The 14274-nt window shown below is 58.1% G+C and carries 17 protein-coding genes; 15 read left to right on the plus strand and 2 right to left on the minus strand.

All coding sequences use genetic code 11. From position 1 onward, the window contains the following. Nucleotides 1-45: 45 nt before the first annotated feature. Nucleotides 46-897 carry a hypothetical protein gene (locus L0664_RS13285; RefSeq protein ID WP_235226367.1) on the plus strand — a complete coding sequence of 284 codons (852 nt, stop codon included), beginning with the start codon at nt 46-48 and terminating at the stop codon, nt 895-897. A gap of 41 nt (nt 898-938) precedes the next feature. On the opposite strand, the gene L0664_RS13290 is transcribed toward L0664_RS13285, so the two are convergent. After that, the gene (locus tag L0664_RS13290; protein ID WP_235226368.1) at nt 939-1508 is read right to left on the minus strand and encodes a hypothetical protein; all 570 of its coding nucleotides are present in this window, start codon (nt 1506-1508) and stop codon (nt 939-941) included. Between the two features lie 158 nt (nt 1509-1666). Continuing rightward, nucleotides 1667-2764: a helix-turn-helix transcriptional regulator gene (locus tag L0664_RS13295; RefSeq protein ID WP_235226369.1), complete on the minus strand. Its 1098-nt coding sequence runs from the start codon at nt 2762-2764 to the stop codon at nt 1667-1669. Nucleotides 2765-3076: 312 nt separating this feature from the next. Here L0664_RS13295 and L0664_RS13300 point away from each other — a divergent pair, with 312 nt between their 5' ends. Genes L0664_RS13300 through L0664_RS13365 form a run of 14 tightly spaced genes read left to right on the plus strand, consistent with a single transcriptional unit; the run spans nt 3077 to nt 14274 of the window. Then, nucleotides 3077-3871 (plus strand): hypothetical protein, encoded by a 795-nt coding sequence (locus L0664_RS13300; RefSeq protein WP_235226370.1) that lies wholly within the window; start codon nt 3077-3079, stop codon nt 3869-3871. A 2-nt stretch (nt 3872-3873) separates the two neighbouring features. Beyond that, a complete protein-coding gene (locus L0664_RS13305) occupies nt 3874-4524 on the plus strand; it encodes a hypothetical protein (RefSeq protein WP_235226371.1) in 651 nt (216 codons plus the stop codon). Between the two features lie 26 nt (nt 4525-4550). Beyond that, entirely contained in the window at nt 4551-5168 is a 618-nt protein-coding gene (locus L0664_RS13310; protein ID WP_235226372.1) for a hypothetical protein, read from the plus strand. A 4-nt stretch (nt 5169-5172) separates the two neighbouring features. Continuing rightward, complete coding sequence (locus L0664_RS13315; protein WP_235226373.1) at nt 5173-5559, plus strand: DUF1664 domain-containing protein; 387 nt, start codon at nt 5173-5175, stop codon at nt 5557-5559. Next, a complete protein-coding gene (locus L0664_RS13320; RefSeq protein WP_235226374.1) occupies nt 5556-6209 on the plus strand; it encodes a MotA/TolQ/ExbB proton channel family protein in 654 nt (217 codons plus the stop codon). Before L0664_RS13315 ends, L0664_RS13320 begins: the two co-directional genes overlap by 4 nt. A 3-nt stretch (nt 6210-6212) precedes the next feature. Beyond that, entirely contained in the window at nt 6213-6692 is a 480-nt protein-coding gene (locus L0664_RS13325) for a hypothetical protein (protein WP_235226375.1), read from the plus strand. Continuing rightward, a complete protein-coding gene (locus L0664_RS13330) occupies nt 6689-7354 on the plus strand; it encodes a hypothetical protein (RefSeq protein WP_235226376.1) in 666 nt (221 codons plus the stop codon). The genes L0664_RS13325 and L0664_RS13330 overlap by 4 nt, the downstream gene beginning before the upstream one ends. Beyond that, entirely contained in the window at nt 7345-8259 is a 915-nt protein-coding gene (locus tag L0664_RS13335) for a tetratricopeptide repeat protein (protein ID WP_235226377.1), read from the plus strand. The genes L0664_RS13330 and L0664_RS13335 overlap by 10 nt, the downstream gene beginning before the upstream one ends. Next, nucleotides 8256-8786 (plus strand): hypothetical protein, encoded by a 531-nt coding sequence (locus L0664_RS13340; protein WP_235226378.1) that lies wholly within the window; start codon nt 8256-8258, stop codon nt 8784-8786. The genes L0664_RS13335 and L0664_RS13340 overlap by 4 nt, the downstream gene beginning before the upstream one ends. Before the next feature lie 32 nt (nt 8787-8818). Continuing rightward, nucleotides 8819-9376 (plus strand): hypothetical protein, encoded by a 558-nt coding sequence (locus tag L0664_RS13345; protein WP_235226379.1) that lies wholly within the window; start codon nt 8819-8821, stop codon nt 9374-9376. After that, nucleotides 9376-9972 carry a hypothetical protein gene (locus L0664_RS13350; protein ID WP_235226380.1) on the plus strand — a complete coding sequence of 199 codons (597 nt, stop codon included), beginning with the start codon at nt 9376-9378 and terminating at the stop codon, nt 9970-9972. Before L0664_RS13345 ends, L0664_RS13350 begins: the two co-directional genes overlap by 1 nt. Continuing rightward, on the plus strand, nt 9972-12323 hold the full coding sequence (locus L0664_RS13355; protein ID WP_235226381.1) for a vWA domain-containing protein: 2352 nt from the start codon (nt 9972-9974) through the stop codon (nt 12321-12323). Before L0664_RS13350 ends, L0664_RS13355 begins: the two co-directional genes overlap by 1 nt. Beyond that, nucleotides 12320-13042 (plus strand): ATP-binding cassette domain-containing protein, encoded by a 723-nt coding sequence (locus L0664_RS13360; protein WP_235226382.1) that lies wholly within the window; start codon nt 12320-12322, stop codon nt 13040-13042. The genes L0664_RS13355 and L0664_RS13360 overlap by 4 nt, the downstream gene beginning before the upstream one ends. Continuing rightward, a complete protein-coding gene (locus L0664_RS13365) occupies nt 13039-14274 on the plus strand; it encodes an ABC transporter permease (RefSeq protein ID WP_235226383.1) in 1236 nt (411 codons plus the stop codon). Before L0664_RS13360 ends, L0664_RS13365 begins: the two co-directional genes overlap by 4 nt.

Raw genomic sequence — 14274 nt, forward strand, 5'->3', positions numbered from 1 at the left:
ACGTGGTGCAAAACATGTGGGGCAAAATGCGAGAAGGGTTTCAATATGACGGCCGAATTTGAAAAACACACAATTGAGGATTTTGGCCAGAAGTTGGCGCATCTGGAAGGTTTGCTGGGGGCTTATTTGCCCAAACACACCTTCGGGAACGAGCTTCAGCAACAGGTTCTTGATTGTAACAAGTTCCAGTTTTCGCGACTTAAGTCCGGCAAACGGATGGCTGCGAATTGGGAACTGGCACGGTTTGTCGATCTGTTCGACCTGGCGCGGTTCGGGTTTGATTACCGCCTGTTTTTGCAACCGTTTGCCGATTTTGATGCTGCGTTGAAACGGGCGGGCGTGGGCAGTTACGGGGTGTCCACGGCGGGTCAGTTGCGCGAAACACTGCGCCAACGCGTTGACCCCACAGCCCCGATTGCCATTCATCGCGACAGGGTTTTGAACGTTGGCGGAATTGGCGGTGACGAGGGCCATGGCGGCCTTGCCTATTTCACACCGCGCGACAAGGTGACTCTGAAAATCACATTGAAACAGCCCGTCAAACAGGCGGGGCATTTTCTGTTGCTGCATGATTTTCCCAACGGGCGGGCGATGTCGTGTTTGATGCCATCGATGTTTGCGCCCGAGCCTTTGTCGGACAGGCAAACGTTCCGGCTGCCACAAAGCAGTTCGGGATATCTGGCGTTTCCTGTCAGTGGTGATGCGGGGTATCGATGCCTGTACGGGCTGCACACGATGACGAATTTGGCCGACTATATCGGCCTAACGGACGCGACATCCGGTGTGGTTGATCTGACGTTTGCACAGGTTGCATTGCTGATGGATTTTCTGACCCATGTGTCAGAAAAGGGCGACGAGTCCGTGCATGTGTCGTTCGGGGATTATTTGCTGAAATAGGGCAGCGGGCGCATCATGACGACGCCCACTGCTTTGTTTGTTTAATGTGCCGTATCCGTCAGCGAATGAAGCCGGGGCAGGCTTTCGCACAGGGGCGCGATTTTCTTCCACGACGTAAGCGATGTGCCCTGTGCATGGATGCGATCGACGACCAGCTTTTGGTCCATCTGGAAATACAGCCCGTCACGATCATAGATACAGATGCGCAGGGGGAACCACGCGGCGCTGTTCAGGGACGGGACTTCGAATGAAATTTCGATGTCGTCTTTCAGATCGTCCATGATGATATGGCGGCGATAGGCGCTGACCGTTTGGTGGGTCCAGACAGTGTAGGTCTTGCCCACGTCTTCTGTGTAGCCCGCCACGTGATCTGGCGCGAAGTACGTGTCGCGATACCATCCAGCCAGATCGTTGAATTCATAAAACGTCAGGAACGGATAGCCCGACATCGCAAATGTGCGCACGAATTGCGGCGTCAGGCTGTAGGTTACCGCATTGGCGTTTGGGGCAAGGGTAGGCGCACCCATTTGGGCGAAACCGTCAATGACAGACCCAATCGTCTGGCGTGGCGACATCGCGGCTTTCATAAGAGAGAGGGTAAAATGTTTCATTTCGTCAACCTTTCCTGCGGACGTGGGATCGTCAGGCAGCCCCGAATTGGGATGCCAGTGCAGAACGGATAGACAACGGTCGCGCGCACGCGGTTGCGCCGCGTTGCGACGGGTTGCGTTTTAACGGTTTATTTCAAATTGGATGCGTTTTTCGTAGCTTAGCCACGCAGTTGGTGCGCGCTTTTGATGCCCAGCTTTTCTTTGACGGACGACCAGACCTCAAAGCTGCGGGACCGTTTCAGCCCGACAGCTTCGCCGGCTTGTGCAACCGGCTGGCCCTTGGCAATGGCCATAAATAACGCGCGTTCCTGAGGCGTGAGCGCATCGAGATTTGCCGCCGTTTCGGTGATTTTCGCCGGAACGGCGGCATCTTGGGTGGTGCAGGTCAACAACCAGTGGTTTTCGCGTTTGCCTGCAAAGATCGGATCAGGATCAACGGGGCTGGCCAACAGCAGCAGTGGCGCAGTTTCGGCGGCGTGTCGCAAAAAGTTGTGCTGCGCCCATTTATCAAGCCCGACCACTGACACCGAATGCGCAAAGCTGAGCTTCTTTTTTTTGCCGGACAGTTTGATCGCTTGGCTCCCCAGGACGCCATCAAACAGATCATTGTTTTCCAGCAGTTCCCCGTTGGGCCCCACGATTGCCGTGGGCGATCCGGCACCTGCCGCACGATCCAGCAGGGCCGCGCTGGATTGGCGCGTTTTGGCCATGGTCTGGGACGTGACCCACGCGTTGCGGATCAGGTCGTAGTAGGCATTGGCCGTCTCCATGGCTTTTTGGGTTTCGGGCATGTCGGGGGTTTCATAGAACAGATTGATCGCTGTCCAATAGCCTGCCATCCGGTCCAGTTCGAAGACGATTGTATCCTGAAAGCCCACAGTTTTCAGCCAGTCGAAAAAGCGGCGGTCCTCAATGGTGTGTTGCGGGCAAACCTTTGACATCTGCACGGGGCGGTGGGGGTAATAAGACCGCTGAAATTCTGCCCACGGATCGATGGTGCGCAGATTGGTCAGGTAATGCACGATAGCGTCCGTGGAAAAGCCGCGGATCAGGGGCGAGTGATATTTTTGTTCAAGTTCGACATCGTTAACGATCTGGCAGGTTTCTTTGTCGCGCAAAGTGATGATTGCACCTGTCGCGCCCGTCATGCGCATGAACACCTCAAGGACTTCACCCCAATTTTGAGGGTCCTGAATGGCGTTTACGAGCTTAAGGGGGAATGTCTTTTCCCACGTGTCCGCGTTCAGTCGTTCCAACCGTATCTTCCGAAATCTTGTGCGGCTCACCGGTCCCCGAAAGGTCAGCCAGCATAAGGAATGGTAGGGCGCCCCCCAGCAGGGGCCTCGGACCGTCCTTATTCATGCATGTTCTGCATATCGTATCAAGCGCTTCGTGGCGGGTGGTGCAGTGACTTGATTCACTTTCAGTTTGCGCTGAGGAAGCTTTTTCAAAAATCCAAGGCGTACCGGACTCGGGTCCGGTCACATTTGGCAAGCATCCAGTTAACCGTTTCAGAGGCGGAGGAATTCTGGGGTTGGGGGACGCTGGTGCTAACGAAAAACAAGTGGATGAAAAACGCACGACGTGTTGGCCACGGGGCGCTGCCGATGTCAGCGCTGTTGGTGGTGGCAGGGGTGTCGGGCAGTGTCGCGCAGGTGTCCGTTGATGACATCGAAGCAGCGCTAAGCGCGCTTGAGCAATCCGTGCAAAGCGCGCCCATCGTCGTCGCCGTTGAGGCCGTGCCGCTGGCCCAGCCTGATTTCGAAGCAACGCTGCCGCCCGCCGATATCTTGAGCGGTCTGGATGAAACCGAAGCGGCCGATGATGCAACGCAAGACGTTGTTTTCTTGCCGTTGTTGTCCGAACAAGCCTGTCCGTCGCGGCTTGCGCAGATCGGGGAACAAGCGCGGTCTTTGACGGATCAGGTGGATGCAATTGACGTGATCGCCCTTGAGCTTACCGAAAGGTTTTCGCGGATCGAAGATCAAAACCGCGCGTTCGAGACTGATCAGGACCTGCTGGAATGCCCCACCGCCTTTGTCGACAGCGCAGAACAGTTCCGCGAAGATTTGTCCCAACTGGAACTGGCTGATCTGATCCAGCGGGCCGACACGTTTTCAGCCTGCGCACAAGAAGGTTTGCAGGCCTTGAACAACCGCATGGAGGATCTTGCACAAAGCAGTGATCCGGATGCAGCGACGGACCGTTTGGCCATCGGGGGCGTGTTGCGGCGCTGGGCGAATGCGGATGCCGAAGTGACCGAGGCTGTCAGCAATTTTGTTTTTTACGACCAACGGGGCCGCAGGCTTGACGCTGCGACGGGCGCAATTCTGCGACGTTGCGAACTTATTGGGGGATATTGATGATGTTGAGGTGTGTAAGCGCAGTCGCGATTGCTGCCGTGGTGGCCAGTTTTGTGACCACGCCGGTTTTTGCGCAGGACGGTTTTGCCCGGCAGGAACAGTTGCAGGAATTGGGCGCGGATTTGAGCGGCATCTCTGCACGCGTACAATCATCGGTCGATCAGACCATGCGATCCATGGAAAACCTGCAAAGCACGTCGCAGGATGACCGGACCAATCAAGCCTTCGCAATTCTGGACACAATCGAAACCGAAACCCGTCAGGTGATCGGAAAAATCAGCGTGACGTCCCCCTTCATGAGCGCGCTGGATGATGCGCGCGCGAGCGTTCTGGTTCTGCTGCGCAAGAACGAGCGTGACCCGCCAAGCCCGTCGCGCGATGCACGTATCGCGGCGCTGACCAATTCGCTTTCGTCGATTGATGCGCAATCTGCGCAGATCATCGCGGCGGAAGGCACGCTGAATTCCCTGCTGGCAGAACACGCCTTGTTGCGCGCCGAATTGATGCGCAACGGAGAAGTGCGCGCGGTTCAGGCCTTTGTCGAGGATCTGAGCACGCTGACGGACGGCCTGGAAGAAATGGCGTCTGTGCTGTCCGAAATCTCGGAAAATGTTGTGGTTGTGCCCACTCAGGCCAGCCTCGCCACTGAATAATTGCCCCATCCTAAAAGGAAAATGACATGAAGATTATCTATCGTTCGGTTCTTGTTGCGCTGCTGGCCAGCGCAACGCCCGTATTCGCCCAAACCGACGAACCCGACATGGTCGAGCTTGTGGAAAGCGTGACGGTCATTGCGACTGATCTGTCAGATCGTGTTGCTGTCCTGAGCGAAGTGATCGCCACGTCCACGGATGGTGACGCCGCAGCGCAGGCGCTTAACGAAATGTTGGAAGCCGCGCGGCAGATGCAGGCGGACCTCGGTAGTGACAGCGAGGTGTGGCAGGACATCAACGCCATGCTCGAAATCTGGGCGGATCGTCGCGATGATCTGCGCGTGCGCGCGGCCAACAATCAGGCGTTGTCGGTTGTGGCAGACACCTGGCAGGCCCGCATCGACGAAGCGCTGACCCTGCGAGAGCAAATTCGCAACCAGTCGGCAGAATCCCTCGCGTTGATTGACCAGATCGAGGACCAGCGTGAAGTCGTCATCGCCTATTACGAGGCGGATCTGGCGGATCAGGCGTTGGAAACCATGCGGGCGATTTCCGATGAACTGGGCCAGATGAACGAGCAGATGTCATCGATTGTCAGTCAGGCTGGCATCGTCGCCGAGCCGTCCAACGTCGCGACGGAATGATTTGATGCCTGTGCGTCTTCTTTTTGGGGTGCTCGCCCTTTTGGGCGCTGTCGTGACTGCACACGCGCAGGACACGCCCCCGCCTGATCCCGAACTGGCACTTACCCAAATCGAAGACGTGTTGGCGGCAGCCGAACGCCACCTTGGCGCATTGGATCAATTGATCACAGAGCAGGATGAAAAATTGGACACCTTTTATGACCAGAGGGATGCGGCTGAGCAGGCTGGCGAGGCGGACAAGGCCGCGCAACTGGGCGGGATCATCGACCGTATGAACCTGACCCTGACCAACCTTGAGGGGGAGCGGGACCGCATTGCGCAAAGCATCGTCACCCTTCGCGGTCATATGGATGTGTTGCGCGCCGCCGAACCGGAAGGTGACGAAGGATGACCGGTCATGTGCAGTTCCGGTCTGCCCGCCTGATGGCCCCCCTTGTATTGAGTGGTCTTGTGGCTGTGGGGGCCATCGCATCTTGTGGGTGGGCGTTGGCCGACCCCGGGGCGGAGGCGGCAACGGGCATGGTTCAACGGCTGTTTGGCAACGGGTTTGTTGTTTTGATTGGTGTGGTTGGCGTGTGGTCGCTGGTGTTCGGGGTTCTCCAGCTTTGGGGGTTTCAATCTGCACCCAGCGGTTTGTTCGCGCGACTGGCGGGGCACACGGGCCCCGCGCCCAGCGTCGTCACCGCGCAAGAGACAAGCGTGTCAGCAGGCCTGTTCAGTGAGCGGTGGGATCATCTTGCGGCGATCAGGCTGGCACCATTGTCTTATGCGATCTGGGTGCTTCCATTGCTGGGGTTCATCGGCACGGTGATCGGCATTTCTGATGCGATCGGTGATCTTGGCGATGTCTTTGCGGACAGCGCGCGCGAAGAGGCGCTCGCCTCTGTTCTGGGCGCTCTTCAATTTGCATTTGATACGACCTTTGCGGGGCTGGTTCTTGTTATTCCGGTGATGGCGCTGACGACGGCTGTGTCGCTTAAATCCGATGCGGCGCGTGATGCGGCCCTTGCGCAAAATTTCGGCGACGGGGGTGACCACTAGGTCATGCGGATATCGCGAACCATAAGCCACGGCGCGTCCTATACGGCCCTTGTGGATATTCTGTTCGCGACCATTGGTGTGTTCGTCATTGTTTTTGCGTTGCAGGATGTGCAGCCACCTCAAGACCTTCAACCTGCGCCTTATGCCCATTTGGTGTTATGTGAGCAGGGACAGGTTCTGAGCTATCTCAGCGCCGGTTCGGACACGGTAACCTCCCTTGCGATTGATGATCTGGACAACGGACGCCTTGAAGAACGTCTTATGCAGGGCGGGCGCGTGCTGGTTGCGTTGGCCGGCGATTGTGTGCGGAAGGATGGTGCAAACAGTATCGCCACGCTGCTGACCAAACTTGAAACGACCCTGTCTGCGCGGCCCGCCACAGGTGCCGCCCCGTTGACCCTGTTTGAGTTTTCTCCCCTCGGGCAAGGGGAAATGGGTGCGGATGTGCTGCGTCAGCGGTTTTTGGACGGAGGCGGCGCATGATTGGCCTCGGCTTCAGGGCGCGGCAGGCTGGTGGGGCCGCGGATTCCGATATTGGAATGCTCGATATTTCGGCTAATGCCCTGGCGGTGTTGATCCTTGCGACGATGTTGGTGCTGACGGTCGCGTCGCCGCCGACACCGCGCGGGGAGGTGCGATCCGATGATCGCCCAGAGCTATTTTATCCGTCCCCATTGGATGTCGCCGTGGTGCCGCAAAGTGCCTATTGGATTGTCACGGACGCGGGTATGACGCTGCTTGATCTTGATGCGATTGCCGTGGGTTTGGTGGATGGGGCAGCCGTCGCCGCAACCGCGCAGGCAGAGGCGACGTTGACGATGGATCGGCGCGGCTACCGCGATCTAAACGATCACCGCATGAGCCTTAATCTGGAATGGGGCGCCTTGCGTGACACCGCCTTGCCAATCACGACCACGCAAGAGGCCATTGATCTTAGCACCCTCGTCACGGACGCGTTCGTGAACACGGGGCAGGTGCCGACGTTTGTGGTCACGCCAGCAGGGACCGAAGCATTTTCAGCCATCTATTGGGATTTGCGCGCCCAACAGGTGCCCACGCGTTGGGTGCCGATCGAAGAAAGAACACCATTGGTTTTCACGCGCCGCGCGAGCAATTTTGAAACGAGGTCGCGGCAATGGCAGTGACGCGAACCAAATTGTACTCCGTCACGCTCGGCGCACTGGTCTTGGGTTTAGCGGCGGCAACACTGCTGGATTTGCCTGTGGATTTGGTTGAGCCCCCACCGGAATCGGATGAATTGATTGAAGCCATTGAAGCTATCAAATCGGGCGAAGCTGAAGATGAGGCCAAAGCCAATGCGCAGGAGCCGAACGTTGTTCCTATGGCATCGCCGTGCCTGATGCGCAGGCCGCGCTTGGCCGTGGGCGTTGACCGCGCGTGGCGCCACGGTTTTGCGGCTGCAACGATTGCCACAGGAACAACAACACGCGCTGCCATGTTGGATGATTTGATGGCGTCGGCGCACGTTGATGCGGCACGGTGGCGTGTCGATGTGGCCTTCGTCGAAATGGCGTTGCGGGCTGATGAAAAGGAGGCCGCGTTAGCCCACCTAGCGAACGCCGCTGACAGAGACGTGCCACCATCCTGCCGCGCGGACGAGGCTTTTTTTGCAGCATTGCTGGCCACGGACCGCGCAGAGGCTGCGGCATTGCTGGCCCGCGCCGTTGAAATTGATCCTGCGTTTTGGTCTGCCTTGGAACGACTGGCATTGATTTCAGCCGAAGGCACCGGGGAGGATGCGCAGCAGTGCGAAATCGATGCGGTGCGCACCCTTGAATCTGTTGTTCAGCTTGGCGCTTTGGCCGAGAAAGACACGCAATTCCAGCGTCTTAACCGCACGCTTGAGGCCTTGCCTGCGAACGGGCGAACTGCGTTGCTGCGCGGGATGATCCTGCGCCAAACCGGTGAGAGAGAGGCGGCCCGCGCGGCCTATCAGCAAGGGTTGGCAGCACTTGGCCCGTCGCACTGTGATGGGGTCTTGCGCACAGGACTAAACGGGATGTTGGCCGCAACGGAGGATGAGCAGTGAGAATTTTCATGTCCGTGTTGGCGACGGCTGCGGCTTTGGTGGCCACGGGTGCGGCCGCGCAAAGCTGTTCGTTCCGGTTGTCCGAGTTCGAGGCCGCGACCTACGATTACAAAGCCGATGTGTCCGCGTTTTCGGATCAGCTGAGCACAATGTTCGCCCGTTTCAACGATCTAAGCGCGGGGGCGCAGGAAAATCCGGAAAGCTGCCCGGCAGGCCTTGAACAAAGTCGCGCAGCGGCTGTTTCATTGGATGTGGACGCACTGACTGCACGCAGTGATACCCTGTTGGATTGCGCATTTTTCTTCAACGGACGTGTGTTGGCTGACATTGAAGCCGCGCGGGCGGAAAACGACAGCCAATTGATTTTGCGCTTGGGCGAGGTTCAGAAACGCATTTTCCGCATCGATGTCGACGTAACGGACGCCACAAAGCAGGCCATGTTTTTGGGGTTCCGTACTCAGGCGCTCGTTTCGGAACATGACGTTTTGAACCGGCGCTGCACGTTGTTGGGTGACATCTATGACTAAGGCGTGCGCCAAACATGCGCGGAGGTCGCGGGATGTCTAGTTTGACGCTTGGCCTTATCGGCGTGGCCTATGCCTTTGTCTTCGACATCCGGTTTTTCAGCCGCGTCGCGCAGGTTGTGTGGCTTGTCTGCGTGGTGGCCTGTTTGGTGGTGTTCCTTAGCAATCCGCCCCCGTTCGTGGACGTAACGTTTTGGGCGGTGGCGTGCGCAGGTGTGTGGGCGCTTGCGCGCAGTGGCCACAGGCCTGCGCTTATGTTTGCGGGGGTTGCAGGTTTCTTGATTGGGGCCAGCGCGCCGTTTGTGGCCGTCTTTGCCGACCCTTATTTGCCGGACCCTGCCACAGCGGCTGTAGTTTGTGCGTGGTTGGTCGCGGTGATGTGTGGGGCGGTTCTGGCGGGGCCGTCTGGCGGTGCTTTGGCGCTGATGTCGGGCGGGCTGGTTCTTGGATGCTTTGGGCTTTCCTTAACAATTTCAACAGCCTTGGCGATTGTCGCCCCTGTGGCTGCGTATTTCGGCCGCCGCCATGCCGGTTTTGCTGTGACCGGTTTGGCGCTGGTTCCCGTTTTCTTCGCCCTAGGAGGTCTTGTGTGATGATCAAATTCGAACCTTTTTTGCTGACGGCTATGCTGACGGCCGGGGCCGCGGTGGCCCAAGACACCGCAGAAGGGCTGGCGCTGCCGGATGCGGTATTGGAAGCCCCCGTAACGGCGGAAGTTCTTTTGGAGCCCGGTGTTGCCCCAGCCGTCGTTGCGGATCTGAGGGCACGGTTTGAAGACCTTAAACAGCGGGACATTCGTGATGGTGTGTTGCGCGGGCAGGCCAGTGCAGAAACCACCCAGCAGATTGAAAGCGTCAATGCCGCGATCGTTGAAAATGAAGGGCAGCTTCGTATTGCCAATTGGAAGGCGACCAATCTTGAGGGCTTGGCGGCTGCTTTTGCGTCCAATGGGGGACAGCCGCTTCCGCCCGGTCTTGCGGCGGGCACTCAGCCGCAGATTGGGCTTGCGCTGATTGACGCGCAGGCGACGCTCTATGCCCAGCCGATCACTGATCCGCAGCTTGTGCTGCGTACGCTCAGCGCACGAACTACGATGTTGCGCGTCGCAGAAACCGGCGCGTTTACGCTCGTGTGGGCCCCGCAAGACGGTTTCGCTTTTGTCCTTAGCCAATTCCGACAGGTGTTTTGATGCAGTTTACAACGCGTACATTTTTCACATGCGCCCTTGTGGGTCTTATGCCTTTGACGGCCAACGCACAGATGCAAACCGTTGAAGAGGTGGCACAAGCGATTGACCAATTTGCGGTCGAGATCGAGGCGGCAGAGGCCGTGCCGTTTGTCGAAGGGTCTGAGGGCGCCGCACAACGCCAGTTGGATGAACTTCGCGCAGCGTTGCAAAACCAAGAGGAGGCGATGAACACAACGGCGGGCGCCATCGCTGCGGCACAAAATACAATTTTGGCTGCTTTGCCCGCATTCCCGCAAGCCGTGGTTCAGCCAGAAGCGCCTGTAGAACCGGTGCCAAATCAAGAACCAGATCAGGTGCCTGAGCCGGAAATTCCAATGCTCACCGATTGGACAACAACCGGCCAGCCCGCCCTTACAGGGTTGGTATCTCCGCTGGCCTACAACGAACGCGCGCGCCGTGTTCTCAGCCGACCGGGTGCGCGGTTGCAGGATGAGGCGGGCAATTTCACACCGTTGCCTGCGTTTTCGGTCTTTTACGTCTACGCGGAGGGGATGAGCGGGTCGGTCCCGATCCTCGCGGTGGGCCGGGGCACACGCGGGGCTGAAGGCTGGGTTCAAGCGTCCCAGACCGAAGACTGGCGCACGATGCTGGTCATGTCTTACGCGCCCAACACAGGTCGGGACCGGACGGTGTTTTTCGCCTCGCAGAATGATGTTTTTGACGTACTTGATCTCGAAGAAGGATCAGGCGCCGCGATCCGTTCGATCCACACCCAGATCGAAGAGGGCAGTTATAACCCTGACAAAATTGTCGCGATTGAACCTGCGTTGACCGTCAACAGCGTCGAAAGGCCCTATCTGATGCCTGTGCTGGATTTTGTTCAGACCAGCACGGAAACCCACGGGGATGTCACAATCCTCCAGCTGGCTGCACTGAACCGTGACAGCACTGATATTTCAACGGCGGGCGCGCAACCTGTCGGCGAAGACCGCATCACCACCGAAGCCGACGCCCGGGATCTCAAGGTTGGTGTGGCCTTTGTGATCGACACCACGCGGTCCATGGGGCCGTATATTGATCGCACGCAGGATTTTGTGCGCGATATTTCGTTCGGATTGTCGGACAGGGGTCTGCAAGACCAGTTTGATTTCGCGCTTGTCGGGTTTCGCGACAACGTAGGTGCGGGACAAGATGTGGAATACCTGCGACGGGTTTACCGTGACTTTGGCGGGGTGTCGTCGCGGGGCAGTCTGTTTGCCGACGTGGAAGACATGCAGCCCGCCGCCGCATCGACTGCAAATTGGCGTGAAGATGCCTTTGCGGGCATTGATCTGGCCATTGGCGGTTTGAACTGGGGCGAAGTCAACACGCGGTTGGTGTTTCTGATCACAGACGCGTCGCCGCGTTCTGTTGGGGATGCACTGGCGTCAGATAGCCGGATGGGACCCGAGACCATCAACGCACTGGCCGCACAGCGCAATATTTCCCTGTTTGTGCTGCACATGCAAACAGAAGAGGCCGCATCGGTCAGCCAATCCACGGAAGGCTACGATGACACGGCGCGCGGGCAGCAGCTTTATGCGCGGCTGTCCCAAACCGGTGATGCCGCAATTTCCAAATATTTCAGCGTTCAAGGCCAGACCGAAAAGGCGTTTGCGGATTCGCTAAACCTCGTGGCGGGGCTGGTGATTGATCAGCTGAGCGAGCTGTCGCTGACCGGGCGTTTGACGCAACCGCAGGCCTTGTTCGACGATCCGTTGCTGGATGCGGTAAACGCTGGTGGGCCGGTCGTGATTGAGGACGAGGGCGATGCGCCGTTGATTGCGGCGGCCGTCGCAGGAGAGCTGTTTCGCTATCAAACGGAATATCTGGGCGCGCGTTCAGGGGTGGAAGCACCTGATTTTTATCGCGGTTGGGCGGTGGATAAGGATATCGCGAACCCGGACCGCCGATCCCTTGAGGTGAGCGTGTTTGTCACCCGCGACCAGCTGAGCGATTTGGCAAATCGTCTGGGGGATATTGTCACGCGGCTGCGCGAAAAAGACCTCGGAATGGCGGATTTCTTTTCCTCCGTGCAGGCAGAGGCCGGATCGACTGCGGTTGATCCGTCATTCGGCAGTTTCCTTCCAAGCTATTTGGATGACCTGCCTTATGGATCAAAGTTCATCAATATGACGCCGGGGACGTGGGCTGACCTTGGCCAGACCAGTCGTGAACAATTGCTCAACGAAGTGACGGCGAAACTTGCGTCCTACAACCGCATTTATGCGACGCAGGACGGCTGGATCACGCTGGATGAACGATCCACCGAAGATCAGGTGTACCCCCTGCCGTTGAGAGATTTGCCGTGAGGCCAGTTCTTGAAATCAAGAATTTACGTGTCAAAGCGGGCGATGACGCCGACGCGATGTTCACGTTGGATGTGGGCGCGTTGGCGTTGGAACGCGGTGCGTGTCTTGCGGTGACGGGGCCGTCAGGGTGCGGAAAGTCGACCCTGCTTGAGGTTCTGGCGGGGTTGCGGCGCCCCGAAAACGGGGCCGTTGTGACATTGGCCCACGACCCGGATGAACCGCCGATTGAACTGCAGCACGTGTCAGAGGCCGCGCAGCTGCGCCAACAGTTGATCGGTTATGTCCCGCAATCGGGTGGGGTGTTGCCGTTTCTGACTGCTCATGAACAGACGATGGCACCGCTGCATCTGGCGGGGCTGTCCGGGTCGGATGCGGCCCGCACGCGGTTGGGCGGTTTTGCTGATCTTCTTGATCTGACGGATCATTTGGAAAAACGTCGTGCGGCGCTGTCAGGCGGGCAACGAAAGCGGGTGGCACTGATGGCGGGCCTCGCGGTTCGGCGTTTGCTGTTGCTTGCGGATGAACCGACATCGGGGCTCGATGCGGATAATGCCCGTCAGGTGATGATGGCCTTGGCGGGGGTCGCAAAGACCGAAGGCAGTGTGGTGATTATCGCGACCCATGATGTTGATCTTGCGCGGCGTGCGGAATTCGAAATTGCGACGATTACGGATCACCGGCTTGAGCTTGAGACTGATCGCGAAAGCCTGCCCGCATGAGAGATGTATCCGCCCACCAAACCCACGGCGCGGGCCGCCGGTTGTCGGTTCGATTTGCCATTGCAGATTTGATCCATGATCGTCTTTTGACGGCGGTCGGGATCATTCTGCTTGCAGCGTTGATTGCACCGCCTGTGGTTCTTCATACGCTTCGGGTTGGTTTGGTGGAAACCTGGGCGCAGGACCTCGCGAAGGATATTCGCAATCGTGAGGTCATAATTGTCGGTGAAAACCAGATCACCGGCGAAGATTTAGTGGGGATTGGCGACTGGCCCGAAACGGATTTTGTTGTTCCCGAACCGTCGTTCTTTGTGTCGACGCAGCGGGCGCGCAAGGCGGACAGTCGCGGTATCGCCCTTGATCTGAACTTGCGCACAACAGCATGGGGTGATCCGGTGATGGCGGGTTTTCTGGATATTCCGTTGGCTGCCTTCGAAACCGTCTTAACGGCGAGCGCTGCGCAAAAACTGGACGTGCATGTAGGGGACAGTGTCGCGCTTTTGTTGGCACGCACCCCTACTGATTCCAGCCCCGTTCGCGAAACTGTGCCCTTGTTGGTGGTCGGTGTTTTGCCAGATCAGCGGTGGGGCGGAGAGAACGGTTTTGTGTCGCCCCAAACGCTGCTTGGATTTCGGGAATGGTTGACGTTTGACAGCGATGATCCGGCGGGGTTGCCGCCGCTTATAACCGCAACTTGGCAATCCATGCGCATCTATGCGCCCGAGGTCGCTGCGGCAACCGCGCTTCGGGATCGGCTGAATGCGCAGGGGTTTGAAACGCGGCTTATGACCGATCAGGTGGACCGGATCCTAAAGCTGGAGGTCGGGTTGCGGCAGATGTTCAAAATCGTGCTGATCTTGTCTGCCACCGCCTTTGTGATCACCGCGTTCCTGCTGCAATGGCTCAGCGTGGTGCGCAAAAAACGCGATTTTGCGCTGATGTCTGTGATCGGGATGACCCGTGCGCATCTGGCGGTTTTTCCAGCCTTTCAAGGTGTGGTGATGACGGCGTTGGCCTGCGCGATTTCGCTGGGGCTGGTCAGGGTGATGCAGGGCCCCGTGGAAACGATTGTTCAAGGGTATCTGTCGACCCCGTCCGATATTCAATCACCCGATGCCTTGCCGCTGATGTTCGGTTTTCTGGTTGCGATAGCAATTGGTGCGCTGGCGGGAACAGCGGCCATTCGAACGCTGACGCCCGATGTTTTGACACATGCCTTGCGAGGAGACTGA

Origin of the sequence: Octadecabacter dasysiphoniae (genome assembly GCF_021532615.1) — a bacterium.
GTDB classification, from domain to species: domain Bacteria; phylum Pseudomonadota; class Alphaproteobacteria; order Rhodobacterales; family Rhodobacteraceae; genus Octadecabacter; species Octadecabacter dasysiphoniae.

What these genes read in the sequence shown, in the direction of transcription:
- L0664_RS13290 (WP_235226368.1), bottom strand. Translation starts at nt 1,508, where the DNA reads ATGAAACATTTTACCCTCTCTCTTATGAAAGCCGCGATGTCGCCACGC.
- L0664_RS13330 (WP_235226376.1), top strand. Translation starts at nt 6,689, where the DNA reads ATGATTGGCCTCGGCTTCAGGGCGCGGCAGGCTGGTGGGGCCGCGGAT.
- L0664_RS13310 (WP_235226372.1), top strand. Translation starts at nt 4,551, where the DNA reads ATGAAGATTATCTATCGTTCGGTTCTTGTTGCGCTGCTGGCCAGCGCA.
- L0664_RS13345 (WP_235226379.1), top strand. Translation starts at nt 8,819, where the DNA reads ATGTCTAGTTTGACGCTTGGCCTTATCGGCGTGGCCTATGCCTTTGTC.
- L0664_RS13300 (WP_235226370.1), top strand. Translation starts at nt 3,077, where the DNA reads ATGAAAAACGCACGACGTGTTGGCCACGGGGCGCTGCCGATGTCAGCG.
- L0664_RS13365 (WP_235226383.1), top strand. Translation starts at nt 13,039, where the DNA reads ATGAGAGATGTATCCGCCCACCAAACCCACGGCGCGGGCCGCCGGTTG.
- L0664_RS13315 (WP_235226373.1), top strand. Translation starts at nt 5,173, where the DNA reads ATGCCTGTGCGTCTTCTTTTTGGGGTGCTCGCCCTTTTGGGCGCTGTC.
- L0664_RS13305 (WP_235226371.1), top strand. Translation starts at nt 3,874, where the DNA reads ATGTTGAGGTGTGTAAGCGCAGTCGCGATTGCTGCCGTGGTGGCCAGT.
- L0664_RS13320 (WP_235226374.1), top strand. Translation starts at nt 5,556, where the DNA reads ATGACCGGTCATGTGCAGTTCCGGTCTGCCCGCCTGATGGCCCCCCTT.
- L0664_RS13355 (WP_235226381.1), top strand. Translation starts at nt 9,972, where the DNA reads ATGCAGTTTACAACGCGTACATTTTTCACATGCGCCCTTGTGGGTCTT.
- L0664_RS13325 (WP_235226375.1), top strand. Translation starts at nt 6,213, where the DNA reads ATGCGGATATCGCGAACCATAAGCCACGGCGCGTCCTATACGGCCCTT.
- L0664_RS13350 (WP_235226380.1), top strand. Translation starts at nt 9,376, where the DNA reads ATGATCAAATTCGAACCTTTTTTGCTGACGGCTATGCTGACGGCCGGG.
- L0664_RS13335 (WP_235226377.1), top strand. Translation starts at nt 7,345, where the DNA reads ATGGCAGTGACGCGAACCAAATTGTACTCCGTCACGCTCGGCGCACTG.
- L0664_RS13285 (WP_235226367.1), top strand. Translation starts at nt 46, where the DNA reads ATGACGGCCGAATTTGAAAAACACACAATTGAGGATTTTGGCCAGAAG.